This is a genomic window from Gottfriedia solisilvae, from assembly GCF_002128405.1.
In the GTDB taxonomy this organism is placed as follows: Bacteria; Bacillota; Bacilli; order Bacillales; family Bacillaceae_G; genus Gottfriedia; species Gottfriedia solisilvae.
On record NZ_NETJ01000003.1, the window covers coordinates 803,556 to 830,379 of the forward strand.

At 33.9% G+C, this 26,824-nt stretch carries 24 protein-coding genes and 1 riboswitch; of the genes, 20 read left to right on the top strand and 4 right to left on the bottom strand.

Going from position 1 to position 26,824, the window contains the following annotated elements:
- Positions 1–6: 6 nt before the first annotated feature.
- Positions 7–444 carry a GNAT family N-acetyltransferase gene (locus tag CAB05_RS13060; protein WP_088000457.1) on the top strand — a complete coding sequence of 146 codons (438 nt, stop codon included), beginning with the start codon at positions 7–9 and terminating at the stop codon, positions 442–444.
- Between the two features lie 166 nt (positions 445–610).
- Positions 611–1,165, top strand: coding sequence for a DUF4240 domain-containing protein (locus CAB05_RS13065; RefSeq protein WP_088000318.1), 555 nt, complete (start codon positions 611–613; stop codon positions 1,163–1,165).
- Between the two features lie 192 nt (positions 1,166–1,357).
- On the opposite strand, the gene CAB05_RS13070 is transcribed toward CAB05_RS13065, so the two are convergent.
- Positions 1,358–1,978: an NUDIX hydrolase gene (locus tag CAB05_RS13070; protein WP_088000320.1), complete on the bottom strand. Its 621-nt coding sequence runs from the start codon at positions 1,976–1,978 to the stop codon at positions 1,358–1,360.
- Between the two features lie 374 nt (positions 1,979–2,352).
- On the opposite strand from CAB05_RS13070, the gene murI reads away from it, so the two are divergent.
- Complete coding sequence (gene murI, locus CAB05_RS13075) at positions 2,353–3,126, top strand: glutamate racemase (protein ID WP_088000322.1); 774 nt, start codon at positions 2,353–2,355, stop codon at positions 3,124–3,126.
- A 118-nt stretch (positions 3,127–3,244) separates the two neighbouring features.
- Here the strand turns inward: murI and CAB05_RS13080 are convergent, their stop codons facing one another.
- Entirely contained in the window at positions 3,245–4,438 is a 1,194-nt protein-coding gene (locus tag CAB05_RS13080) for a nucleoside transporter C-terminal domain-containing protein (RefSeq protein ID WP_088000324.1), read from the bottom strand.
- A gap of 194 nt (positions 4,439–4,632) precedes the next feature.
- Positions 4,633–4,733, bottom strand: a riboswitch (purine riboswitch).
- A 596-nt stretch (positions 4,734–5,329) separates the two neighbouring features.
- Here CAB05_RS13080 and CAB05_RS13085 point away from each other — a divergent pair.
- Positions 5,330–5,524: a hypothetical protein gene (locus CAB05_RS13085; protein ID WP_088000326.1), complete on the top strand. Its 195-nt coding sequence runs from the start codon at positions 5,330–5,332 to the stop codon at positions 5,522–5,524.
- Between the two features lie 231 nt (positions 5,525–5,755).
- On the opposite strand, the gene CAB05_RS13090 is transcribed toward CAB05_RS13085, so the two are convergent.
- Together CAB05_RS13090 and CAB05_RS13095 are read right to left on the bottom strand one after the other, a co-directional pair.
- Positions 5,756–6,268: a hypothetical protein gene (locus CAB05_RS13090; RefSeq protein WP_088000328.1), complete on the bottom strand. Its 513-nt coding sequence runs from the start codon at positions 6,266–6,268 to the stop codon at positions 5,756–5,758.
- 436 nt (positions 6,269–6,704) lie between these two features.
- Complete coding sequence (locus tag CAB05_RS13095) at positions 6,705–8,405, bottom strand: Rqc2 family fibronectin-binding protein (RefSeq protein ID WP_088000330.1); 1,701 nt, start codon at positions 8,403–8,405, stop codon at positions 6,705–6,707.
- Between the two features lie 254 nt (positions 8,406–8,659).
- On the opposite strand from CAB05_RS13095, the gene CAB05_RS13100 reads away from it, so the two are divergent.
- The 16 genes from CAB05_RS13100 (at position 8,660) to spoVM (ending at position 26,677) form a co-directional block, all read left to right on the top strand.
- Positions 8,660–11,332 carry a calcium-translocating P-type ATPase, SERCA-type gene (locus tag CAB05_RS13100; protein WP_088000332.1) on the top strand — a complete coding sequence of 891 codons (2,673 nt, stop codon included), beginning with the start codon at positions 8,660–8,662 and terminating at the stop codon, positions 11,330–11,332.
- A gap of 148 nt (positions 11,333–11,480) precedes the next feature.
- Entirely contained in the window at positions 11,481–12,341 is an 861-nt protein-coding gene (locus tag CAB05_RS13105) for a YicC/YloC family endoribonuclease (RefSeq protein ID WP_088000334.1), read from the top strand.
- A 154-nt stretch (positions 12,342–12,495) separates the two neighbouring features.
- Entirely contained in the window at positions 12,496–13,113 is a 618-nt protein-coding gene (gmk, locus tag CAB05_RS13110) for a guanylate kinase (RefSeq protein ID WP_088000336.1), read from the top strand.
- Between the two features lie 3 nt (positions 13,114–13,116).
- Positions 13,117–13,329 carry a DNA-directed RNA polymerase subunit omega gene (gene rpoZ, locus CAB05_RS13115; protein WP_088000338.1) on the top strand — a complete coding sequence of 71 codons (213 nt, stop codon included), beginning with the start codon at positions 13,117–13,119 and terminating at the stop codon, positions 13,327–13,329.
- A 251-nt stretch (positions 13,330–13,580) separates the two neighbouring features.
- A complete protein-coding gene (gene coaBC, locus CAB05_RS13120; RefSeq protein WP_088000340.1) occupies positions 13,581–14,786 on the top strand; it encodes a bifunctional phosphopantothenoylcysteine decarboxylase/phosphopantothenate--cysteine ligase CoaBC in 1,206 nt (401 codons plus the stop codon).
- Positions 14,783–17,182, top strand: a complete 2,400-nt coding sequence (gene priA, locus CAB05_RS13125; RefSeq protein WP_088000342.1) for a primosomal protein N' — start codon at positions 14,783–14,785, stop codon at positions 17,180–17,182. Before coaBC ends, priA begins: the two co-directional genes overlap by 4 nt.
- Positions 17,183–17,654: 472 nt before the next feature.
- Positions 17,655–18,128, top strand: a complete 474-nt coding sequence (gene def, locus CAB05_RS13130) for a peptide deformylase (protein WP_088000344.1) — start codon at positions 17,655–17,657, stop codon at positions 18,126–18,128.
- A 10-nt stretch (positions 18,129–18,138) separates the two neighbouring features.
- Entirely contained in the window at positions 18,139–19,083 is a 945-nt protein-coding gene (gene fmt, locus CAB05_RS13135; RefSeq protein WP_088000346.1) for a methionyl-tRNA formyltransferase, read from the top strand.
- Between the two features lies 1 nt (position 19,084).
- Complete coding sequence (rsmB, locus tag CAB05_RS13140) at positions 19,085–20,431, top strand: 16S rRNA (cytosine(967)-C(5))-methyltransferase RsmB (protein WP_088000348.1); 1,347 nt, start codon at positions 19,085–19,087, stop codon at positions 20,429–20,431.
- 2 nt (positions 20,432–20,433) lie between these two features.
- Positions 20,434–21,525, top strand: coding sequence for a dual-specificity RNA methyltransferase RlmN (gene rlmN, locus CAB05_RS13145; RefSeq protein WP_167374470.1), 1,092 nt, complete (start codon positions 20,434–20,436; stop codon positions 21,523–21,525).
- Between the two features lie 4 nt (positions 21,526–21,529).
- Positions 21,530–22,282, top strand: a complete 753-nt coding sequence (locus tag CAB05_RS13150) for a Stp1/IreP family PP2C-type Ser/Thr phosphatase (RefSeq protein ID WP_088000350.1) — start codon at positions 21,530–21,532, stop codon at positions 22,280–22,282.
- A gap of 8 nt (positions 22,283–22,290) precedes the next feature.
- Positions 22,291–24,261, top strand: coding sequence for a Stk1 family PASTA domain-containing Ser/Thr kinase (pknB, locus tag CAB05_RS13155; protein ID WP_088000461.1), 1,971 nt, complete (start codon positions 22,291–22,293; stop codon positions 24,259–24,261).
- 20 nt (positions 24,262–24,281) lie between these two features.
- The gene (gene rsgA / locus CAB05_RS13160; protein ID WP_088000352.1) at positions 24,282–25,163 is read left to right on the top strand and encodes a ribosome small subunit-dependent GTPase A; all 882 of its coding nucleotides are present in this window, start codon (positions 24,282–24,284) and stop codon (positions 25,161–25,163) included.
- A 2-nt stretch (positions 25,164–25,165) separates the two neighbouring features.
- Positions 25,166–25,810: a ribulose-phosphate 3-epimerase gene (gene rpe, locus CAB05_RS13165; protein ID WP_088000354.1), complete on the top strand. Its 645-nt coding sequence runs from the start codon at positions 25,166–25,168 to the stop codon at positions 25,808–25,810.
- Between the two features lie 45 nt (positions 25,811–25,855).
- Entirely contained in the window at positions 25,856–26,497 is a 642-nt protein-coding gene (locus CAB05_RS13170; RefSeq protein WP_088000356.1) for a thiamine diphosphokinase, read from the top strand.
- Between the two features lie 96 nt (positions 26,498–26,593).
- Positions 26,594–26,677 (top strand): stage V sporulation protein SpoVM, encoded by an 84-nt coding sequence (gene spoVM / locus CAB05_RS13175; protein ID WP_088000358.1) that lies wholly within the window; start codon positions 26,594–26,596, stop codon positions 26,675–26,677.
- The last annotated feature ends 147 nt before the right edge of the window (positions 26,678–26,824 follow it).

Below are 26,824 nucleotides of genomic sequence, written 5' to 3' on the forward strand. Positions count from 1 at the left end.
ACTCAAATGAACAGTAAGATTTCTATTCAACACTATGAATCAAAAGAAGAATTACTGAAAGGTTTTCAAGTTTTAAAACAGCTACGCACACATTTAACAGAAGAATCATTTTTTGAACTATATGAAGAAATGAAGAAGGAAGGCTACAAGTTAGTTGGTTTAGAGGATCATGGTGAAACAGTAGCAGTAGCAGGAATCATTATTTTAACAAATTTTTATAATGGGAAGCATGTTTTTGTCTATGATTTAGTTTCAGATCAGCATCGTCGTTCAAATGGCTATGGCAAACAGCTACTAGATTATATTCATGAATTTGGGAAGGAAAATGGCTGCGAGCTTGTTTCACTTCAGTCAGGACTACAAAGAATTGATGCACATCGTTTTTATGAAGAAAAAATGGAATATCGAAAATTATCATATGCTTTTAGTAAGGATATCAAGTAAAAAAGTAAACCCTAGTCGGATGATTAGGGTTTACTTTTTTTATAGGCTTGTTTCTAAAAGATTGTTATGATTGTAGTTTTTGTAATAATAAAAAGAAGACATTTATTTATGCTAAAATGATGATAGTAGTGAAATTTTTTATGTAATTTTAAATGGAGGGAATACCTTGGACAAAAAAGAATTTTGGCGTTTAATAGAAGAATCAAAGAAATTCGAGAATCAAGCAGAATGGTTAACAGAGGTATTATCTCATAGAGAATCAAATGAAATATTAGAGTTTGAATTCTATTTTGAAAGTTTCATGAATGAAAGTTACCAATCTCGCCTGTGGGGTGCAGCTTATATTCTAATGGGTGGATGTTCTGACGATGCTTTTGATTATTTCAGGGGCTGGTTAATTGGTCAAGGTGAAGAAATATATCAAAAGGTTATAGAAAATCATGAGTATCTTGCAACATATATCCATGAGGAAAATCTAGATGAAGAAGGTTATCCTCAAAATGAAGAGATCCTGTCAGTTGGATTAGATGCGTATACGTTCAAAAAGACTGGAGATACAGAATGGGATGATGACATTCATGATGAAATGTTAGAAAAACTCGATAAGAAAGGACTAAAGCCTGCTGTCGACTTTGAATTTGATTGGGAAGAAGATACAGATGACTTACAAAATATGTTTCCGAAATTATGGGCAAGATTTGGCGAAAACCCACTAGGATAATATAGATGGCTAAATAAAGAACAAACGCTGATCTAATAGTAACGTATAAAAACAGTTCAAATGCGTAATTTGAGCTGTTTTTTTTAGATTTCTCTAAAAGAAAGTATGAATGTAATTATTCTTAATCCATCTAAAGTGGCCAAGTAAAAAGGGGACTTCATGGCGAAGTTCCCCTTTTTTATGGATTCATGACTATACATGCTGTTTCAACAGTTCAAGTACACTAAATAGGTAATTGTTTTCATGAATGACGAAGTGCTCTTTATAGACAGTTTTACATACAGTAATTTTTTCATCTTTTTCATTCACTTCGAAGCCTTCAACTTCAATTGATTCACTTAATCCGTATGCAAAATCATAGTATTCATTAAAGTTTGCTTTCACAATGCCAGAAACTTCTTCTTTTTGCAGATTAAATTTTGTAAATGGTTCATTCCTTTTAAGTAAAAATACATGACTAAGTTCATGATCATGGAAATTTTGCAGGTTAATAGAATTCTTAACGATTCCAAGCGGTAATACTTCTTCTATATTGACTTCAATGCCTAGTTCTTCATGAACTTCTCTAATTCCATCAGAAACTGTCTCATGTGCTAATAGATGGCCAGCGGCAGTGATGTCTAGTAAATTTGGAAAATCTTTTTTTGTTTGACTTCTTTTTTGAAAATAGATCATTGGAATCCCGTTCTCAATACTCATTAACCAACAATGAAATGTTTCATGCCAAAATCCATTTTTATGTACTTCGTCTCGAGTTGCTTCACCAATATGGTTTCCGAATTCATCAAAAATTTTAAGAGACTCTACTTGCAATGTACTTACCACCTTAACTTTTTTTAAATTAGTTAACTATTACTATTATATAAATAATTGATACTGATTGTAATATGATATAAGGTTTATTCATGTAATTTTATTTTTATAGAAATACCACCAGCGGATAGGATGGAATAAAAAAGAGAAAAGTAGATAAAAGAATGATATGGTTTATTAAAAAAGTTTATGCAGTATTAAAAAGCTATGTCTAACTGTTAAATTGAATGTAATATTTTTCTGAAAAATTTACTTTCATGCTTAATTAGGTTAATTTATTATTAGATAGTTTATAAAAGTATGTCAAAAAGAAAACTTAATGGTATTTAGACTGCTTGATGACTACATTAAATAAAAATTATTAGGTGAACAAAATGAAAATTGCATTTTTTGACTCGGGAATGGGTGGGTTAACTGTTTTAAACGAAGCGATGAATCAGTTACCCAATGAAGAATTTTTATATTTTGCAGATACTCTTCATGTTCCTTATGGTACTAAATCAAAGGAAGAAGTTAGTTCATTTGTAAAACAATCAGTAGAAAGAATTGTAAAAGAAGATGTAAAAGCACTTGTCATTGCATGCAATACAGCAACTAGTATTGCTGTTTCAGATTTAAGAGCATATTATGACTTCCCAATTATCGGTATGGAACCGGCTGTAAAACCAGCTATTGAGATGAATCGTTCAACTGGTAAAAGAGTATTAGTTCTTGCAACACCACTTACATTAAAACAAACAAAGTATCATGAATTAGTTTCTAGAATTGATGATCAAAGTATTGTTGACTCATTACCATTACCAGAATTAGTACGTTACTGTGAAGAATTGAATTTTGAAGATGCTACAATGATTGATTATTTTAAGAGTAAGTTCGCAGCGTTTGATATTAATTTATACGGAACTGTAGTACTTGGATGCACACATTATCCATTTTATAAAGAGATATTAAAGAAAATTCTACCAGAAGATATACATATAGTTGATGGAAGTGCAGGTACAGTTAAAAGGCTAATTCAATTATTAAGCCCTTCAAATCAATTAAAAGATTCTGGTGAATCAACGATTAAGTTCATGTGCTCAGATGATAATCAAGATTATATCGAAAAGATGAAGTTTGCACTAAACTTACTTCAAACTAAAAGATAAGCTTTTTAGCTTATCTTTTTTTTATTTTTTAGGCAATGTTATTTCGAAATATATACAGTGATTAAATAACAAAAAAAGAAGTAGTGATAATCACTACTTCTCTTTATATTTAATTAACTTACCAAACAAATAATCCTACAATCATGGCACTCAGCATTGAAACGCCAATACCACTTACTAATAGCTTCCACACATTTTTACCAATACTTGATGATTTATCTTCACCTAATATTGAATTAAATGTTCCATAAATCATTCCGACAGTACTAAAGTTAGCAAAAGACGTTAAGAAAGTAGTTGCAACTGCTACGGTATGTGGAGCTAGTCCATTGATGTTATCTTTTAAATCCATCATTGCGACAAATTCATTTGTCGCAAGCTTGATACCCATTAATTGTGCAACGTACATAGCGTCATGACCAGTTAGTCCTAATAGGAAAGCGAAAGGACTAAAAATAATCGAAAAGATCTTTTGGATTGTTAATCCAGTTACAAAGAATCCTAAAAAGCCATTTAAAAGTGTAGTTAAGGCTACATATCCAATTACCATCGCTAATATGACGATGACCATATTCATTCCAACAATCATACTATTTGAGATTGTTGAAAAGAAATCTTTTTTCTCTTCTTTTGTAGGGACGTATACTACATCTTCTTCTTTGCTAACTTCTACTGGATTTAACATACTTGCGATTAATAATGCATTTAAACAATTTAAAGGGATCGCAGCAAATACATAAGTAGCAGGTACCATCGTTAAATAAGCACCGATAATTGAACCACTAATACTACTCATACTCATTATTCCAAATGTCAACAAACGATTTTCTTTTAAAACGATTAATTGTTGACGGATAACAGCTAAAGCCTCTGTATTTCCAAGAAACATCATTTGAATTGAAAAGAAGCTCTCTAACTTTGGTAATCCAGATATTTTTGAAATAACCCAGCCAACTTTATCTATAATCCAAGTCAATATGCCGAAATATGATAAAATGTCAAAGAAAGTAATAATGAAAATAATAGGCAATAATGCACTAAAGAAAAAATCGACATGCTCATTAGCCATAACAGACGGGAAAGCGAATGAGATTCCATCATTTGCACATGCAATTAACCAAGTGAAAAAGGATGCAATTTTATTAATTGTCCAAGTTCCGATTTTTGTTTCTAACATGAACCAAGTAATAAGGAATTCCACTATTAATAAAATGAAAATTGACTTCCATTTCACGTTTCTCTTATTGGGAGAACATAAGAAAATAAGACCGATTACAACCAATACTCCTAGTAAATTTAATAAAAAGAACACGAAACCAACTCCTGATGATTGATATATATTATCTTCAAAATAGAAAAGCTCTTATTTTTTCACACATTCAGCCCCAAGACAGAAAGTATGTAAAATAAGAGCTTAGGAAGTTCGAATACACAATATAATTGAAAGCCTAACTGAAAAAAATAAAGAAAGGATTCATATATTAGCATTATTTCTATAAGTGCTCATTTCTAGTCATACTTCCTTGTAGTCGGGCATTTTGGCTGCCAGGTAGAAACAATCAGACCTTTTTAACTGATATTATACAAGGATAATAAATAAAGAGATTTATATTTAGAATAAACATCATTCTATAATAATAATTGCGAGGAAACAATATGTTTTTAAATGTTTTAATTGTTATATTTATATAAATAATATGAATATAAAAAAGATTACCTACATTGTTGCTATTTTAAAAAAGGAATTTGTAAATTTCCGCTCTAGGATGCTCGCTTTCCGTGGGGCGTGCGCTGAGCCTCCTCGAAAAAGGTAGGCATGCTAAAACCACGACGTCCTGTCGTATCGAATGCATGACCCACATCCTGTGGGGTCTCACCTGCCTTCGCTAATCCCACAGGAGTCGTGCGCCTTCCGCTCCAATTACTTTCTTTATCAACAGTGGGCTCTAAAAGAATATTTTTAACATTAAAATCTTTTGATTAGTTGATTTCTACTACAGTAGTCTCGCTTATTCTTTACATTAACTACTTAAAAGACGTTAATTTTGTTTATTACCCTGTTCAAAAAAATCTTTTAAAAGATTTATTCAAATATCAACTATAAACATTAACAGTGCTTATTTTTATACGTAAATTCATAGAATAGTATTGAATCATTACGTTTGAATTATTGTCATTAAGTCTAGTAGTAAGGGGATGGAATATGAAAGTTAAAGATGTATTAAGATACTTTGGGGTTAGCGTCATGTTTTTATTTGGGGCAATTTCGTTAATAAAATATGTTAAAGAAGATGAATTCTTTATGAATTTATTGATCGGTTTTACTTTAGGTATCATTCTTTTCATCGCTTCATTTCTAGTAAAAGAGGAAAATGAGAAAAAAGGAAAATCATCGTAAATGAAAAGCCACCTCTAAAATAGAGGTGGCCATAGGAAGAATAGGATAAATGGTAACCAAATTATCTATGCATTAAAGTGCACTAAGAGATTTTTACGTTTGCGTATCGTTCGTCATCCGTTATCCGTAAATATAGTAACCTGTAACACTTTATCCGTTTGCGTAGCTCCCATGAGTGTCCAATTTTTAATTCTTCCTATCCTCACAAGAAAGTCTCATTCTTGTGAGGTATTAAAAATAATCCCTGCCATCAAATGGTATATTAATAGAGAAGTTTTTTGCATCGATTAAACCAGATAATCGCGTTGCTTTACGTTCCAATTTTAAAGCTTTTTGTCGATAGTCTTCAGGATTGAAATATAGTTTTTCAACAATAATACTATCAGTTCCATACATTGGTTGAATTCGTTCTTTTTTACTTGCAAACTCTTTTGCAGATTGGACTTCTGCACGAAGTTGTTTAGCAAATTCGATCGCCTCTGTAATGGATAGCTCCATATTTTCAATCGTGATTGTATTTTCGATATTCGCTTTTTGCATTAAGTAATCTAATTTACGGAAATCAGCCCGTACTTTTGCTAAATCGCTTTCGATTTGAGTCATATTTCGAGCTAAAGTAGGAAGGGGTTGGCCTTTTTCCACTTCAACGCTTGAATTTTCTTCAAGTTCTTCTATTAGTTCTCTAATCCTTTTTGAAAGAATATGTCTAATATTTAATGCTTCAGCTAATGTAATCTGGTTCATAAAATGCTCCTTCTCTAATGAAAATAAGAATTGAGTTTTTATTATAATATTCTAATGAAAGAATAAAAAGTAAAATGCTGTTATTATTTTTATTTAATTCTTTTAAACTATAAAGTTATTCCATAATCTTCTAATAATTAGGAAGAATGTAATGTTAATTTTGTGATTTTATTTTTCTTAAACAAGAAGGGGTTCGTAGATTTGCGCTCCAGGATGCTCCCTTTCCGTGGTGCGTGCGCTGAGCCTCTTGAGGGGTCTCAGCTGTCCCGCTACTCCCAACGGAGTCTTGCACTTTCCTCTCCAATTACTTTTACATTAGAAAAAAATTTACATAAAAAATGGCAACTACTTTAAAAATCATGTAGTTGCCATTTCGTATGTCGTTTTCATATATATGCCTTTGAAAGAGAATCTGTTAACCCTAATGGAAGCAATCTTATTTCCGTAGCTTTAAAACTAACTCTTCGTCAGGAGTTACGTAGACTGTATTGTTTTGTTCGTAAATGACAAATCCTGGTTTTGAGCCATTTGGTTTCTTTACATGGCGAATTTCTGTGTAGTCGACTGGAACAGAACTGGATTGACGAGCTTTGCTAAAGTATGCAGCAATGATCGCTGCTTCTTTGATTGCAGTTTCACTTGGTTCTTTTGCACGAATGACTACGTGAGAACCTGGGATATCCTTTGTGTGGAACCAAAGTTCGTCTCTACTAGCAAGTTTGTTCGTTAAATAATCATTTTGTTTATTGTTTTTACCGACTAATAAAAGTTCACCAGTTGTTGATACATATTCATCGAGTGTTACTTTTTGTTTGCTATTCTTTTGAGGTTTTTTGGATTTTTTCTTTCTAACATAACCTGTTTCAGCTAATTCTTCTCGAATTTCTTCTAAATCACGTGGTGAAGCCGATTCGATTTGTTGTAATACGGTTTCTAAATAATCATTTTCCTCAAGTGTAAGCTTTACTTGCTCGTGTATATGAGCGACTGAATTTTTTAATTTTGTGTATTTCGTAAAATATGATTGTGCATTTTCAGAAGGTGTTTTTAATGGAGATAATGGAATGGTGATTGTTCCACCATTTTCATCATAATAATTTACGACCTCAACTTCTGTCATACCTTTTTTTAGTGCAAACATATTAGCAGTGATTAACTCACCTTGTAATTGGATTGCATCTGCTTTTTCTGTATCTACTAAACTTCTTTCAAGCTTCTTAAGTTTTTTCTTGTTTTTAGATAATTCATTTTGTAATAGTTTTTCTAAATCTCCGCTTTGCTGTTTTACTCTGTCACGTTCTGCTTTTCCAAAGTAAAAGACGTCTAATAATTCACTTAAGCTAGAGAAGGTCGTTTGCTCACCATCCAAATGAGTCATTTCAATAAAGTAAAATTGTTCTTTTGACTGTAAACGGTATAAAGAAGGAGTAAATCTCATTTCTTGAATATCATTTATTAAAGAAACGAATGATTCAAATAAGCTATCTTTATTTCGATACACAACCTCATTAGCAAATAATGGAGAAATACCAGCAAACTCTTGCACAAGTACTTGCGCTACTGGTTGGTTCTCATTAGAAATAATGTTTTGAAATTCTGCCTCAGTCATTTGAGCAAAGGGATCTTGTTTTTCTTGTTTAGGTGGTAAAACGTAACTAGAGCCAGGTTGAATGATACGATGTCGGTTAACGGCCATCGGTACATGCTTAATACTGTCTAAAATAATCTGTCTTTCATCATCAAGTAAAATAATATTACTATGTCTTCCCATTAATTCAATGATGAGTGTTCGGATTTGTTCGTCACCAATTTCATTTCTGCTTCTTACTCTAATCCTCACAATTCGTTCGCGTTCATTTTGCGAGATGCTTTCGATGATTCCTCCATTTAAATGTTTTCGTAATACCATTGTAAACATTGGTGGTTCTGAAGGTGTATCATAGTTTTGATCTGTAATATGAAATCGTGCATAACTTGGGTGTGCACTTAATAAAAGTTTATAATTTGCACCATTTGCACGAATGGTTAGTAGAACTTCATACATACTTGGTTGTACGATTTTTGAAATTCTTCCAGTTGTTAATTTTGTGGCTACCTCACTTGTCATAGCCCCTGTAAAAAGTCCATCAAAAGACATAACATCACTTCCTAATCTATCAAACACTACTAAACTTCATGTCATCTTATCAATTTATAAAAAAAGCATTTCCGAGCTAATTTGTTAAGGAATCAATTTTACATTATTTTACCTACGATTGTCACACTATTCCATTTGTACGAGCTACATTTATTTTTCATCATTATATCATTTATTTGGACGAGTCTGAATATGCTTTTATGAGAGGTAAGGGGGACAACTTACCTAATGTAAAAATTAGGGGTGACAATTACATGAATTTTTATCGGATGAGAGCGGAAGAAGTTCTAAACGTAACAAATACGAACGTTTCCTCTGGTTTAACTGATGAGGAGGCAAGAAAAAGACGAGAAACTTTTGGAGCAAATGAATTAAGAGAATCGGAGAAAACTTCCAAACTCGTTTTATTTTTAAGTCAGTTCAATGATTTTATGGTGTTCGTATTATTAGGTGCAACAATTATTTCAATTTTTTTACATGAAGTAGTTGATGCTGTTGCTATTATGGCAATTGTGTTGATTAACGGGGTCTTAGGTTATTTTCAAGAAGCAAAAGCTGAAAAATCTTTAGAAGCATTAAAAGAATTAGCAGCTCCACAAGTTCAAGTATTAAGAAATGGCCTATATAAAAAACTCCCTTCGAAAGACTTAGTTGTCGGGGATATTATAAAGTTTTCTAGCGGTGATCGAATCGGTGCAGATATTCGTATTATCGAGGCATCAAGTTTATACATAGAGGAATCAGCACTTACAGGAGAATCATTGCCAGTCCAAAAACGTTTTGAATCAATTCAATCTGAAGGGATTGGAATTGGTGATCAGGATAACATGGGCTTTATGGGGACACTCGTAACTCGAGGAAATGGTAAAGGTGTAGTTGTATCAACAGGTATGAAAACAGCTATGGGTCAAATTGCTGATTTGCTGCAAAATACAGATGCAACTGTAACACCATTACAAAGAAGACTTGAACAACTTGGGAAAATTTTAATAGTCGTTGCATTATTTTTAACTGCATTAGTTGTGTTTATTGGGGTGTATCAAGGTAACGAGTTGTATCATATGTTTTTAGCGGGTGTGTCATTAGCAGTAGCTGCAATACCTGAAGGACTTCCTGCTATTGTAACAGTTGCTCTGTCACTAGGTGTGCAGAGAATGATCAAAAAGAAAGCCATCGTAAGAAAGCTTCAGGCAGTTGAAACATTAGGTTGTGCTTCGGTTATTTGTTCTGATAAAACAGGTACAATGACTGAAAATAAAATGACTGTTACAAATATTTGGACTGGGGGATCTAGCTTCGAAGTTTCAGGAAATGGTTATGTTGTAGATGGTAAATTTACAAATAAAGAACGAACTGTTAATCCAACTTTAAATAAACAATTATTTCAAACACTAGTTTTTGGTTCGATTTGCAGTGATGCTCAATTGATTCAAAAGAAAAAAGAAATTGTTTTAGATGGTGATCCTACAGAAGGTGCAATTGTTGTAGCAGGATATAAAGCAGGAATTGACCGTGATTATGTAAATAGTCATTTTACTAGAATTCATGAAATCCCATTTGATAGTACGCGCAAAATGATGACTGTCGTTGTTAAAAATCGTGAGGGTGACCATTTTGTCATTACAAAAGGTGCACCAGATGTATTACTTTCTAAATGTGATTCTATTTTATGGCATGAACGTGAAGAAAAATTAAATACATTTAGACAAAACGCTGTTGAAGATACAATCACTTCTTATGCTAATAATGCGCTTCGAACAATTGCTATTGCTTTTAAACCAATTCATTCAAATTCAGTTTTGAATGATAGAGAGCTTGAAAGTAATTTAACTTTTATCGGATTACAAGGTATGATCGATCCACCAAGAGCGGAAGTTGCACAAGCTGTACAAGAGTGTAAAGAAGCTGGAATTCGTACGATTATGATTACTGGGGATCATAAACTGACTGCGGCTAGTATAGCAAGAAAGCTAGGAATTTTAAGAGAATCAGGAAATGTAGTAGAAGGAAAAGAATTAGATTCTCTAACTGTTGAACAAATTCAAGAATTTGTAGAAGACACTGCTGTATTTGCGCGAGTGACGCCAGAACATAAATTGAAAATTGTTAAAGCGCTTCAAGCAAATGGCCATGTAGTAGCGATGACAGGCGATGGTGTAAATGATGCACCTGCAATAAAAGCTGCAGATATTGGTATTTCAATGGGGATTACTGGTACAGATGTAGCCAAAGAGGCTTCCGCTTTAATATTATTAGATGATAATTTTGCAACAATTAAATCAGCAATCAAAGAAGGTCGTAATATTTACAGTAATATTCGTAAATTTATTCGATATTTACTCGCATCAAATGTCGGAGAAATATTAGTTATGTTGTTTGCAATGTTATTAGCTCTTCCACTACCATTAGTGCCAGTTCAAATTTTATGGGTAAACTTAGTAACAGATGGATTACCAGCAATGGCACTAGGAGTAGATTCAGCAGAAGATGATGTAATGAAAAGAAGTCCGAGATCTTTATCAGAAGGTATTTTTGCAAGAGGTTTAGGTTGGAAGATTATTTCAAGAGGCTTCTTAATTGGTTTTGTGACATTAATCGCGTTTATCATTTCATATAATCAACATCCAGAACAATTAGCGTATGCTCAAACTGTTGCGTTTTCAACATTAGTTTTAGCACAATTAATTCATGTGTTTGATTGCCGAAGTGAGCGTTCTATTTTCCATCGAAACATATTTGGAAATATGTATTTAATCGGTGCTGTTATTGTTTCTGTATTATTGATGCTTGTTGTTATCTACTATCCGCCTCTACAACCGATTTTTAAAACATTACCAATCCAATTAAGGGACTGGATCTTAATCGGTGGACTTTCAGCACTTCCAACATTTATGCTAGCAGGTGCATTATTTAAAAAGAAAAAATAATTTTTGAACAAAATGGATTACAAATTTAAAATATGTTATAATCTCTTAAGGTAGTAGAGGTATGCTCTATTACCTTTTCTCTTTTACATAATTGAAAGTTAATACATACTAAAAAATAAGAGAAAATTTCTGTATTGGAAGTGGAACAATGGTTGTAAGTATGACAGGGTATGGAAAAGCCATTTTGTCAAATGAACAGTACAAAATACATATTGAAATGAAAGCAGTAAATCATCGATACTTAGAGTCGATCGTACGTATGCCAAGACAATTATTAGCATATGAAGATTCAATTAAAAAAATCGTATCTGAGTATACTAGTCGAGGTCGAGTTGAAGTTTTTGTTACAATTGAAGGTTTGTTACAACGTACATTACAAATAGATGAAGGCTTAATTAAACAATATAAAGAAGCGATTGAAAATTTAGCAGTTGGAGAGTCAATTTATAATCCAATTGATTTATTAAAGCTTCCAGAAGTTACTACTGTAAGTGAAGTCGAACAGATTAATGATAATTTTGAACAATTATTAGTAACGACTACAAAAAATGCATGTGAGCAATTTTTTGAATCAAAATGTAAAGAAGGTAGTCAATTAAAGAAAGACTTACTTGAAAGACTATCCGCGATTGAAGAGTGTAAAAAACAGATTACCGAACAAGCACCACTTGTTATTAAAACTCATCGTGAAAAATTACTTGCGAAATTAGCAGATGTTGAATTAGCAAACGTAGATGAGCAAAGATTATTAACAGAGGTTATGATTTTTGCTGATCGTTGTGATATTTCTGAAGAATTAGTTCGACTAGCAAGTCATTTAGAACTATTTAGCGAAACATTGGAATTGAAAGAATCTATTGGAAGAAAATTAGATTTCATCGTTCAAGAAATGAATCGAGAAGTAAATACAATTGGTTCTAAAGCTAATTCATTAGAAATTTCAAAGCAGGTTGTTGAAATTAAAAATAATCTTGAAAAAATTAGAGAACAAGTCCAAAATATCGAATAAATGAAGTGAAAGATTTGTTTATAGAGTCTAATGTCCGGTAACAATGGGAATTAGAAGACTAGTTAATTGTATGGATTGACTCAAGCTCTGGGATGATATAATGGATTAACCTTTAATAATTTACTGTTTATAGATTAGAAGGGTAGGGTCATGAATGAGACATGAAAGAGGCTTATTAATCGTACTATCAGGACCATCTGGTGTAGGTAAAGGTACAGTACGAAAAGCTATTTTTGAAAACAAAGATTTAGACTTACAATATAGTATTTCAATGACAACAAGACAACCTCGTGAAGGGGAAGTACATGGTGTAGACTATTTCTTTACTACAAAAGAAGATTTCCAACAACGTATTGGAGAGAATAAATTTTTAGAATGGGCGGAATTTGTAGGTAATTTCTACGGAACGCCGATTGAATACGTTGAAAAAACTTTAAGTGAAGGAAAAGACATTTTCCTGGAAATTGAAGTTCAAGGAGCTCTTCAAGTTAAGAAAGCATTCCCAGAAGGGATCTTTATCTTTTTAGCACCTCCAAGTATGAGCGAGCTTCAAAATCGCATCGTAACTAGAGGTACAGAAACAGAAGACATCATTTTAAATCGTATGAATGCAGCTAAAGAAGAAATCGAAATGATGGATGCTTATGATTATGTAGTAGAAAATGACCAAGTTGAATTAGCTTGTGAGCGAATTAAAGCAATCATGATTAGTGAACATTTAAAACGTGAACGAGTTGCAAATTATTATAAAAGAATGATGGAGGCAGAATAAACTATGTTATATCCTTCGATTGACCGTTTATTAACTAAATTAGATTCAAAATACACACTTGTAACAGTTGCATCAAAACGTGCTCGTGAAATGCAAGTGAATAAAGATGCTCGAGTTGAAAAGCCTGTATCTGATAAATTCGTAGGTAAAGCACTAGAAGAAATCAATGCTGGACTTTTATCTTACAGAAAACTTGAAGAAATAAAAGAAGACTAAAACTTACACGTGTGACGAGGCTGTCCCAAACATTGCTATTATCTCTATATGACTGAAAGGACAACATGGTGTTAGACACTATTTCCTTCATTCATAGTGATCTAGCAGTGGTACCGGGACAGTCTTATTTTTTGTGAGCCTTAATCAATTTAATTCAAACACATTTGTGGTATCTTAGAAATAAACAATCAAAAGACCTATTTTTTGACAAATATGAAAGATAGACTAAGATTTGAAAGGGTGAAGGTGAGTTGGAACAAAAAAATATACTCCTTTGTGTTACTGGTGGTATTGCAGTATATAAAGCTGCGGCTCTTACTAGTAAACTCGTGCAAGCAGGATATAACGTAAAAGTGATGATGAGTCCTTCTGCTACAAAATTTGTGACACCATTAACGTTTCAAGCATTGTCAAGAAACGATGTATATACAGATACATTTGATGAAAAAGATAGTTCAAAAATTGCCCATATAGATTTAGGGGATTGGCCAGATTTAATCATTGTAGCCCCTGCGACAGCGAACACAATTGGTAAGCTTGCAAATGGCTTAGGTGATGAGATGATTCAAGCGACATTACTTGCTGCTACAAAACCAATATGGATTGCTCCTGCTATGAATGTAAATATGTATCATCATCCAATTGTTCAAAAAAATATGAACACTTTAAAAGAAATTGGATGTAAATTGATTGAACCAAATGAAGGATATTTAGCATGTGGTTATGTTGGAAAAGGTAGATTAGCAGAACCAGAAGACATTACACAAGCTGTAAATGACTATTTTCAAAACGAATTTGGCATTTTAAAAGGCAAGAAAATCGTAATATCTGCTGGACCTACTCTTGAAACAATCGATCCAGTCCGTTACTTATCAAATCGTTCTACTGGGAAAATGGGTTATAGCTTAGCAGAAGTAGCCGTTTCTCTAGGAGCAGAGGTGGTCTTAGTCTCAGGACCTACAAATCTAACACCACCAGAAGGGTGTAAGGTCATTAAGACTGAGTCAGCTGCGCAAATGTATGATGCAATATTAACGGAATTTGGAAATGCGGATGTTGTGATAAAAACAGCGGCGGTTGCCGATTACACTCCTGCTGTTACTTATGATCAAAAAATGAAAAAAAGTGAGGGAGACCTTTCTATTCCTCTAAAACGAACAAAAGATATTCTCCTTTCATTAGGTCAACAAAAAACACATCAAATTTTAGTTGGGTTTGCAGCTGAAACTGAACAAGTTGAAGATTATGCAAAAGGGAAACTGTTAAAGAAAAATGCAGATATGATTGTTGCAAATGATGTTACGAAAGCTGGAGCAGGTTTTGGTACGGAAACGAATATTGTCACGATCTATCACCGAAATGGTGAAGTGAAGCCATTACCAATCATGACAAAAAAAGAAGTAGCGAAAGAAATACTACTTGAAGTACATCGCTTATTAAATGAGGAAGCAAGATGACATATGCATCAGTTTTAGTTGATGTGTCAGTAAGGCAAACTGACCGTCCATTTGATTATCTAATTCCTGATAGATGGCATGATGCAATACAACCTGGAATGAGAGTAATCGTACCTTTTGGTCCTAGAAAAGTGCAAGGTTTTGTTTTAGCAATAAAAGAAACGACAAGCTTGGATAAGGTGAAGGAAATCGAAGAGGTATTAGATGTAATGCCTGTCTTAACTGAAGAACTTTTATTACTAGGTTCCCATATTGCACAAAAAACACTTTGTTTTTTAATTTCGGCGTATCAAGCTATGCTACCAACTGCGATTAAGGCGGTTTATAAAAAGCATGTTCAAATTACTTCAGATGAAGTTTATGAGGCTCTACCAACAGAATTAGCACAATTATTTTCTGTAGTAAAAAGAAGAGAATGGACTGAGGTTGAATCTCTTGTTAGTAAAATATCAATTGTACAACGAGCTATTAAAGAAGGTTTACTTGAAATAGAATATGAAGTAAAAAACAAAGCAAATAAAAAAACAGAGCGTGTTGTTTCACTTTTAAAAGTATTAGATGAAGATTTGAAAAATATTTCATCTCCACAGCAAAAAGACATTATTGAATACTTAAGAATGAATGGCCAAACAAGTGTAAAAGAATTAAAGGAATTTCTTCAAATAACAGATTCGCCGATCAAAACTTTACAAAAGAACGAATTCATCTCGATTGAAACAATTGAAGTTTACCGAGATCCTTATGTTGGAAGTGACATTGAAAAATCGAAGCCACTACCTCTAGTAGACGAACAAAGAGTAGCTTACGAACATATTGTTTCTTCATTTAAGGAAAGGGAACATAAAATCCACTTATTACATGGTGTAACTGGTAGTGGTAAGACAGAGGTATACTTACAAACAATTCAAGAAGTTCTTTTAAAAGGAATGGAAGCCATTGTATTAGTGCCAGAAATTTCACTTACCCCACAAATAGTAGGTCGATTCAAAAGTAGATTCGGAAATGACGTTGCTGTTTTGCATAGTGGACTTTCGATCGGTGAGAAGTATGATGAGTGGAGAAAAATTCAACGAAAAGAAGTAAAGGTAGTCGTAGGAGCACGATCTGCGATTTTTGCGCCATTTGAAAATTTAGGCATTATTATAATAGATGAAGAACATGAAACAACATATAAACAAGACGAGCATCCAAGATATCATGCAAGAGATATTGCAGTTTGGAGAGGGGAATATCACAATTGTCCTGTTGTATTAGGTAGTGCAACGCCTACTCTTGAAACGTTTGCTCGTGCTCAAAAAGGTGTTTATGAACTTGAAACAATGTCAATGCGGGTAAACCAAGGTCCATTACCAGAAGTTGAAGTTGTCGATATGAGAGAACAATTACGGAATGGAAATCGAACAATGTTCTCAACTTTGTTACATGAAAAAATCATCGATCGTTTAGAGAAAAAAGAACAAATCATTTTGTTCTTAAATCGTAGAGGTTACTCTTCATTTGTAATGTGTAGAGATTGTGGTTATACGATTCAGTGTCCACATTGTGAAGTTTCACTAACTTATCATAAACATAACCATTCATTAAAGTGCCATTATTGTGGTTATGAAACTTATATGCCAAAACAATGCCCTTCTTGCCAGAGTGATCATATTCGATTTTTTGGTACGGGTACACAAAAAGTTGAAGAAGCAATCACACAAAGCTTTCCAGAAGCAAGAGTCATTCGAATGGATAATGATACAACTAGCCGTAAAGGTGCCCATGAAAAAATGCTAAAACAATTTGGGAATGGTGAGGCCGATATTTTACTCGGAACACAAATGATCGCAAAAGGTTTAGATTTCCCAAATGTAACTTTAGTTGGTGTACTGGCTGCTGATAGTTCATTACATTTACCAGATTTTAGAGCAAGTGAACGAACTTTTAGTTTACTAACGCAAGTCAGTGGACGAGCTGGACGCCATGAAAAACCTGGTGAAGTTGTTATACAAACATATTCTCCAGAGCATTATAGTATTGAATTAGCAAAAACGCAGGATTTCATTGCATTTTACGAAGAAGAAATGAAAATCAGGAGATCGTTCCATTATCCACCTTTTTATTACTTAGTATTAATCTCCATATCACATACGGACTTAATCAAAGTAGTAAAAGTAAGTGAACAAATTACAGGCTACTTAAGAGAAAACCTATCAAATCGTTCCATCGTCTTAGGACCTGTTGCATCTCCAATCGCAAAAATTAAAGATCAATTCCGATATCAATGCGTCATAAAATACAAATCAGAACCAGCACTATACGACGTACTAAACCGAATCCAACAATTCTACCAAGAAGAAACAGACAAAGGAAAACTACAAATAACAATAGACTTTCAACCGACTATGTTTATGTAACGAAAAGCGGAAGGCGTTCGCTCAGCCCCGACAAGCATAAGACAAAAACCAGTAAAGGTGCTTTTTACCTTTAATGGTTTTTGGCTTATGACCTCGAGGGTCTAACGCCTGGAGCTAGACAGAACGAAATGTGGAGGCAAATAGCCCTGCCCCGACAAGCATAAGGCAAGGACCAGATAAGGTTGCTTTTTAACCTTAACTGGGCATTGACTTATGACTCGAGGGGCAATTTGCCGGAACTAGACAGAAAGAAAAGCGGAGGCGACTGTTTAACTCCGACAAGCATAAGGCAAGGGCCAGATAAGGTTGGTTTTTAACCTTAACTGGTCATTGACTTATGACCTCGAGGAGTTAGGAGCCGGAGCTAGACAGAAAGAAAAGCGGAGTTAACCACTAGAGCTATAAACTCCAAGAATAAATAGTAAATAAGTATTCCAACAAGAAAATCGTAATAAGTTAAGGAGTTGTGAATTTGGCCATTTTAAAAATTATAGAACACCCAAATGAAGTACTTGAAACACCTTGTGCAAAAGTGACAACATTTGATAAAAATTTAGTTAAATTATTAAATAATATGTATGAAACAATGATAGCTGCTGATGGTGTAGGATTGGCAGCGCCTCAGGTTGGCATTTTGCAGCAAGTTGCAGTTGTTGATGTTGAGGATGAAAATGGAAGAATTGATTTGATTAATCCGATTGTTATGGAAACAAAAGGTGAGCAAACAGATATAGAAGGATGTTTAAGTTTTCCTAATTTATATGGAGATGTAACAAGACCTAGTTATGCAAAAATAAAAGCTCAAAATAAACGTGGAAAGTACTTTATTATTGAGGCGAGAGGATTTTTAGCTCGTGCAATTTTGCATGAAATTGACCATCTGAATGGAGTTTTATTCACTTCGAAAGTATCTAAATACTATGAAGAAAGTGAATTAGAAGGGTAGGCTATAAAAGATGACAAAAATAGTTTTTATGGGTACACCAGATTTTTCAGTACCTGTTTTAAGAAGAATCATTGAAGATGGTTATGAAGTAGTTGGTGTCGTAACTCAACCTGACCGTCCTGTTGGGCGTAAAAGAGTGTTAACGCCACCGCCTGTTAAAGTGGAGGCACTAAAGCATAACATACCGGTTTTACAACCTGAAAAAATTCGCTTGAAAGAAGAAACTGACAAGGTTCTGACATTAAATCCGGATTTAATAGTAACAGCAGCATTTGGACAAATTCTTCCAAAAGAAATACTTGAATCCCCAAAATTTGGATGTATTAATGTTCATGCTTCACTTCTTCCTGAATTAAGAGGTGGCGCTCCAATTCACTATTCAATTATTCAAGGGAAAAGTGAAACGGGTGTGACAATCATGTATATGGTTGAGAAGCTAGATGCAGGTGATATGTTAGCGAGAGTGGTTGTACCAATAGAAGAAAAAGATCATGTTGGTTCATTACATGATAAATTAAGTATCGCTGGAGCAGATTTACTATCAGAAACAGTCCCAGCTTTACTAAAAGGTGAAATCACACCCGAAAAGCAAGATGAAAGCAAAGTAACTTTTGCTTGGAATATTAAAAGAGAAGAAGAACGAATTGATTGGTCAAAATCTGGTGAAGAGATTTATAATCACGTAAGAGGTTTACACCCATGGCCAGTAGCTTATACTACATTAAACGGAGAAGTTTTAAAAGTTTGGTGGAGTGAAAAAGTTGAAGGTCATCAAAACTTAAACCCAGGTGAGATTATTGAAGTTCAAAACGACGGAATTGTTGTTGCAACAGGAAATCAAACTGCTATTAAAATAACAGACTTACAGCCATCAGGGAAAAAACGAATGGAAGCTAAGCAATATATTAATGGCGCTGGTTCGTTTATTGAACGTGGAATGAAGTTAGGAGAATAAAATGAGTAAAAATGTACGAGAGATTGCCTTAGAGGCCCTTCTTTCTGTTTATAAAAATCAATCGTATAGTAATTTATTAGTTAATAACTATATTCAAAAGAATGACTTATCATCTGCTGACTCTGGGTTATTGACAGAAATTATTTACGGTACTATTCAAAGGGATCAACTATTAGATTTTTATTTGGAACCTTATATTAAGAATCAGAAGAAATTGGAAGAGTGGGTTTATATATTAATCAAACTATCGCTTTATCAATTTCATTTCTTAGATCGTGTTCCTGCACATGCAGTTTTAAATGAAGCTGTTGAGATAGCGAAAAAACGCGGGCACAAAGGAATTGCTTCATTAGTTAATGGCGTTTTAAGAAATATACAACGTAATGGAGTACGTTCCATTAATGAAATAAAGGACAAGGTCGAGAAACTTTCGATTGAAACAAATCATCCTTTGTGGTTAATTGAGCAATGGGTAAGTGAATTTGGTGAAGATGAAACAAGAAAAATGTGTGAAGAAAATATCCTGCCACCATATCAAACCGCTAGAGTGAATAGCATGAAAGCAACTAGAGAAGAAGTCATTAGAATGCTTGAAGATGAAGGCATAGACGTTGAAGTAGGAAATCTATCTCCATTTGCAATTGAAATTCAAAAAGGTAATGTTGCTCATTCAAATGCGTTTAAAGAAGGGTATATTTCAATTCAAGATGAAAGCTCTATGTTAGTAGCGCAAGCACTAGGAGTTAATGAGGGAGATCAAGTTTTAGATACATGCGCAGCACCGGGTGGTAAATCTACTCATATAGCTGAGCTATTAAAGGGAACTGGATCAGTTACTTCATTAGATTTACACAAGCACAAAGTTAAATTAATTAAGGAACAAGCAAACCGATTAGGGCTTGAAAATATAGAAACAAAAGCATTAGACGCTAGAAAAGCACCAGAAGAATTTGAAGGAAAATTATTCGATCGTGTGTTAGTAGATGCTCCTTGTTCTGGACTTGGCGTTATTCGTCGAAAACCCGACATTTTATTAAAGAAAAATGCTACAGATGTATCAAATTTACAAAAAGTACAAAAATCTATCTTACACGAGGCTTCTAAGTTATTAAAACCAGGTGGCACACTTGTATATAGTACATGTACAGTTGGCCATGAAGAAAATTTAGATGTTGTTAATTCTTTCCTTGAAGAACATGATGATTATGAACTAGATCGTTCATTAATTGAGCATGTTCCTAATGAATTGAAAGAAGATAAAACGGTTCAAAATGGGTATATTCAACTACTACCACATTATTTTGGAACGGATGGATTTTTTATTGCAAGATTAAGAAAGAAGGTGTAACGTTGAAGTTAGAAAATACTACAAATTCAGTCAAAATAGAAAAAACACAAAAACCTTCAATTTACTCACTAAAATTGAGTGATTTAGAGGCATGGTTAATAGAGCAAAAGCAACAGGCATTCCGTGCGAAACAAATTTATAACTGGTTATATGTTAGACGAGTTGAAAGTTTTGAAGAAATGCAAAATGTTCCGAAAGAATTAAGACAACTATTAGAAGAGAATTTTACGATTACTACACTTAAAACATTAGTTAAACAAACCTCTTCAGATGGTACAATGAAATTTTTATTTGAGTTACATGACGGATATTCTATAGAAACTGTTTTAATGAGACATAATTATGGCAATTCTGTATGTGTAACGACTCAAGTAGGTTGTAGAATAGGTTGTACATTTTGTGCCTCTACTCTTGGCGGCTTAAAGAGAAATCTTGAAGCTGGTGAGATTGTAGCACAAGTATTATGTGTACAACGCGCAATCGATGAAGTGGAAGAGCGAGTAAGTTCAATTGTAGTTATGGGTATAGGTGAACCATTTGATAACTATAATGGTTTAATGGATTTCCTAAGAATCGTTAATAGTGATAAAGGTTTAAATATCGGTGCTCGTCATATTACTGTATCAACGAGTGGTATTATTCCTAAAATCTATAACTTTGCAGATGAAGGACTACAAATTAATTTTGCGATCTCGTTACATGCTCCTAATAGTGAGCTTAGATCAAAATTAATGCCAATTAATCGAGCGTATAAATTACCAGATTTAATGGATGCCGTTCGTTACTATGTTGAAAAAACAGGTAGACGAGTTACGTTTGAATATGGTTTATTCGGTGGTGAAAACGATCAAGTTGAGCATGCAGAAGAGCTTTCTACGTTATTAAAGGGAGTAAAATGCCATGTCAATTTAATCCCGGTAAACTACGTTCCAGAGCGAAATTACGTTAGAACGCCAAAGGAACAAATTTTTGCATTTGAAAAAGTATTAAAGCAAAACGGAATCAATGTTACAATTCGTCGTGAACAAGGCCATGATATAGATGCTGCTTGTGGACAGTTGCGTGCAAAGGAGCGTAAAGAGGAGACGAGGTGAAGAAATGCAGACTTTTTTTCAAACTGATACGGGGAAAGTTCGCCAACATAATGAAGATAGTGTAGGTTTATTTCGTAACGATTCAGATATCGTATTAGCGGTAGTTGCTGATGGAATTGGTGGTCATTTAGCTGGTGAAGTTGCAAGTAAGATGGCGGTTAATTTCTTCGAAGCAGAATGGAAAAATACAAGTAATTTTGAGACACCAAAAGAAGCTGAAGCTTGGCTACGCAACATCGTAAATCAATTAAATATTAACTTATTTATTCACGCAGAACAAAATGAAGAATGCAAAGGGATGGGTACAACGCTAGAAGCGGTTATTTGTACTCCTTTGTATTTTACAATTGCACATATAGGTGACTCTAGAGGTTATTTAAAAAATAGTGAAGGTTTTAAACAGATTACAGACGACCACACATTAGTGGCTGAACTAGTTAAATCTGGACAAATTTCACAAGAGGATGCTGTGATTCATCCTCGTAAAAATGTCATTACTCGAGCGCTTGGGACAGAAGAAACAGCTACTGTTGATATTAAAACATTAACATGGGAAGAAGACGATTTAATCGTTTTATGTTCTGACGGTTTATCAGATAAGGTTTCATATCAACAATTGAATGAAAAATTCTCTGATGACCATCCTATTGAAAAAATCGGGAATGAATTAATCTCACTTGCGAACGATCTTGGGGGAGAAGATAACATCACAATTGCTATTATAAAACATGAGCCAAGACATGATGAGAAGGGGTGAATGTGAACGTGATGATCGGAAGACGCCTGAATGACCGATATAAGATTTTAAAATTAATTGGTAGTGGCGGGATGGCAAACGTTTATTTAGCCCATGATATGATTTTGGATCGAGATGTTGCAGTAAAGATGTTACGGATGGATTTTTCTAATGATCCAGACTTTGTAAGACGCTTCCAAAGAGAAGCATATTCAGTTACATCACTTTCACATCCAAATATTGTGAGTTCTTACGATGTTGGGGAAGAAGAAGGTTTGCAATATATTGTAATGGAGTATGTAGAAGGTGAAACGCTTAAGGAATATATCCAACGCCATACACCGATAAAACCTAAAAAAGTTTTAAGGATTATGGAGCAGTTAACTGCTGCTATCGCACATGCACATCATTTTCAAATCGTACATAGAGATATAAAGCCACAAAACATACTAATTAATGAAGATGGCAATGTTAAAGTAACTGATTTTGGTATAGCAACTGCATCAACTGCAGCAACAATTACTCAAACGAATTCTGTACTTGGATCCGTTCACTATCTTTCACCTGAACAAGCAAGAGGTGGAGTTGCGAATAAGAAGTCCGATATTTATTCATTAGGTATCGTAATGTTTGAGCTATTAACTGGCAAATTACCATTTTCAGGGGAGAGTGCTGTATCAATTGCTTTAAAGCATTTACAAAGTGAAGTACCGCCTCCAACAACCATTAACCCAGAAATACCACAAAGTGTTGAAAATATTGTGTTAAAAGCAACTGCTAAAGATATTTTTTATCGATATGATACGGCTGATGAAATGAAGCTAGACTTACAAACAGCTCTAGATTCCGATCGATTAAATGAAAAGCCGTTTGTCATACCTGTAAATGAGGATGAAACAAAGGTAATCCCAATCATAAAAGATATACCTAATTCATCTGAAGCAGATACAGTTGTTTTGCCTATTAGTAAACCTAATAAACAAAAGGTTGATCAAGCTTCAAAAAAAGCGGCTGATCAGAAAAATAAGCGAAAAAAGAAAAATTCTTTTGCGAAATTCATTATTGGAACTTTCATCGCACTATTAATTGGTGGTTTATTAGCCATTACTTTAATTCCTGCGTTATTCCTTCCAGAAGACGTTAAGATACCAGACGTTAAGGATATGACATATGAAAGTGCAGTCACATTGTTAGCTTCACAGGGTTTGAAGATCAATGATCCAAAAGAATTGTATGATGATGAAATTGACGAAGGAAAAGTCGTAAAAACTTCACCTAATATTGGTGAGACGGTGAAAGAAAACTCTTATATTACGATTTATAAATCTAAAGGTAAGAAAAGTGGAGAAATGGAAAATCTAAAAGGTTTTCAATATAATTCACTAAAACAACGATTAGATGAAGAGTATAAATCAGTAAAAACTCATTATATCGAGAGTGAAGCAACTGAGGGAGAGATTGTCGATCAATCACCTAACGAAGGAGCAGACATCATCCAAGATGAAACTGCTTTAGATGTTTGGATTAGTAAAGGGACATCAACTATCATTCTCAGAGATCTAACCGGTTTGACGAAAAAGGATGTTGAAAATTACGCTAGCGAAAATGGGTTAAAGCTCAACTTTAAAGAAGAAGAGTCAGAAACCGTTGAAAAAGGACAAGTAATTTCTCAATCACCTTCATCATCTGCTGAGGTAGAAGAAGGAGAAACAATTAATGTTGTTATTTCTTCAGGAAAACCAAAAGAAAAAACGAAAAAAGTTACAATAAGTGTACAAGTTCCTTACACACCATCAATTCCTAATACGCCTCAAGTGGTAGAGGTTTTTATAAAGGATAAAAATAATAACGGTGTAAAACCTGCAATTACAAAAACGATCACAGAAACAACTACAATTCCTGTAGAAGTGACAATTGATCCTGGACAGACTGCTTCCTATAAAATTGTTAAAGATGGTCAAGTTATTGCAGATAGAAACGTCCCCTATCCATCGAATTAAAGAACTGTAGGAGTGAGTATATGCCAGAGGGCAAAATAATTAAAGCGTTAAGTGGATTCTACTATATAGAAACGGAAGATACCATTGTTGCTTGTCGCGGTAGAGGAAATTTTCGCAATAAGAAAATAACACCTTTAGTTGGAGATGAAGCCGTTTACTCTGTAGAAAAAAGTGGAGAAGGATATCTACTTGAGATAAAAGATAGAAAAAATGAGCTAGTAAGACCTCCAATTGCCAACGTTGATCAAGCAATTCTAGTTTTTTCAGCAGTAGAGCCTAATTTTTCACCGAATCTATTGGATCGATTTCTTGTTTTAATCGAATTTAATGAAATAAAACCACTCATTGTGATCACTAAAATAGATCTATGTAATGAAACTCAATTACAATCTGTTTTGGAATATGTAGATTATTATCGCCAAATAGGCTATGAAGTATGTTTAACTTCTTCAAAAACTGAAGAAGGCTTGGAAAAAGTACTGCCACATCTTGCGGACAAAATTTCTGTATTCGCTGGTCAATCTGGGGTTGGTAAATCAACATTACTGAATGCAATTAACCCTGAGTTAGACTTGAAAACAGGAATTATTTCCACACATTTAGGACGAGGAAAACATACGACAAGACATGTAGAATTAATTAAAATTGGCGAGGGACTTGTTGCCGATACGCCTGGATTTAGTTCTCTTGAGTTTATTGATATTGAAGCAGAAGACTTGTCTTATTGCTTTATAGAGATGAGAGAAAAAAGCCAGGAATGTAAGTTTAGAGGATGTACTCATCTAAAAGAACCAAAATGTGCTGTAAAAGAAGCAGTTGAAAATGGCGAAATCACAACAGAACGATACAACCACTATGTTTCGTTCATAGAAGAAATAAGAGACAGAAAGCCGAGGTATTAATCATGGTAAAAATCGCACCATCAATCCTATCAGCAAATTTCGCTAAACTTGGAGAAGAGATTGTAGATGTAGAACGTGGAGGTGCAGATTATATTCACGTTGATGTAATGGATGGACATTTTGTTCCGAATATAACGATTGGCCCATTAATTGTTGAAGCAATTAGACCAATCACAAAACTTCCATTAGATGTACATTTAATGATTGAAAATCCAGATCAATACATCGAACAATTTGTAAAAGCGGGTGCTGATATTATTACAGTTCATGTAGAGGCATGTGTGCATTTACATCGAACGATTCAAAATATCAAATCGCATGGAATCAAAGCAGGTGTCGTTTTAAATCCTGCAACACCAGTATCAACAATCGAACATATCATTGATGAAATTGATATGGTACTTTTAATGACTGTCAATCCAGGTTTTGGTGGTCAAAAGTTTATCCATTCAGTTGTTCCGAAAATTAAACAAGTTGCAGATATGATTAAAGAACGAAATTTATCAGTTGAAATTGAAATTGATGGTGGAGTTGATGAACATACTGCCATACTTTGTAAAGAAGCCGGTGCTACTGTATTAGTGGCAGGTTCAGCGGTATATAATAAGGAAAATCGTAAAGAAGCGATAGCGAAAATTAGAGGTTAATGCAATCATTATGATTGCATTTTCTTTTTTAGAGGTGAAAATCATTTGATCATTCATTTAATCGGGGCAGGTCCAAAATCAAATACGCTCCAAATGATCCGCAAAAGTGGTTCAGAAAGCACAATTATAGGTGTGGATAATGGGGCAGCTTATTTAATGGAAGAAGATATTCATCCAGATGCAGTTTTTGGAGATTTTGATTCATTGAGTAAAGCCGATTTAGCAGAATTAAAAAGAAAAGTACCGAATGTATTTATTTTTCCACCAGAAAAAGATTATACAGACCTAGAATTAGCACTTGAGTGGGCCATTTCAAAGCAACCTGAAAAAATATTTATACATTGTGTTACTGGCAAAAGATTAGATCACGAGTACGGTAGTATTTCATTATTAGTCAAATATAGAAAGCACTCAATTCCAATTTACATTATTGATGAACATAACGAAATTTATGTTATTGGAGAAGGTACACATCAAATCAAAAAACAAGATCAGTTTAAATACATATCTTTTTTCTCACTAGGTACTGATATAGAAAACCTAACATTAAAAGGATTTAAATATCCCCTTACCAATCATCACTTGGAATTAGGCTCATCATTATGTGTGAGCAACGAACTAGATGACAGCGTTGGGTCTATTTCTTTTAGCAGTGGCATAGCATTAGTAATAAGGAGCAAAGATTAAACAAATTCATGTCATAGTTTTCACTCATCACAAGTACAATGTAATAGGATTAATCTTTTCCTTAAGATCTGTTAGAAAGCTTGTAGGAGGGAAAGCATGAGATTTTATACGATTAAACTACCAAAATTTCTTGGCGGACTCGTTCGTGCCATGCTAAGTACATTTAAAAAAGATGTGTAAGAGCACCCTTTAAGGGTGTTTTTTATTTAGAAAAGTGGAGGCGACTGTTTAGCTCCGACAAGCGTAAGGCGAGCACGGGTAAAGGTTGCTTTTTAACCTTTAGTTGGGATTGACTTACGACCTCGAGGAGCTAGGAGCCGGAACTAG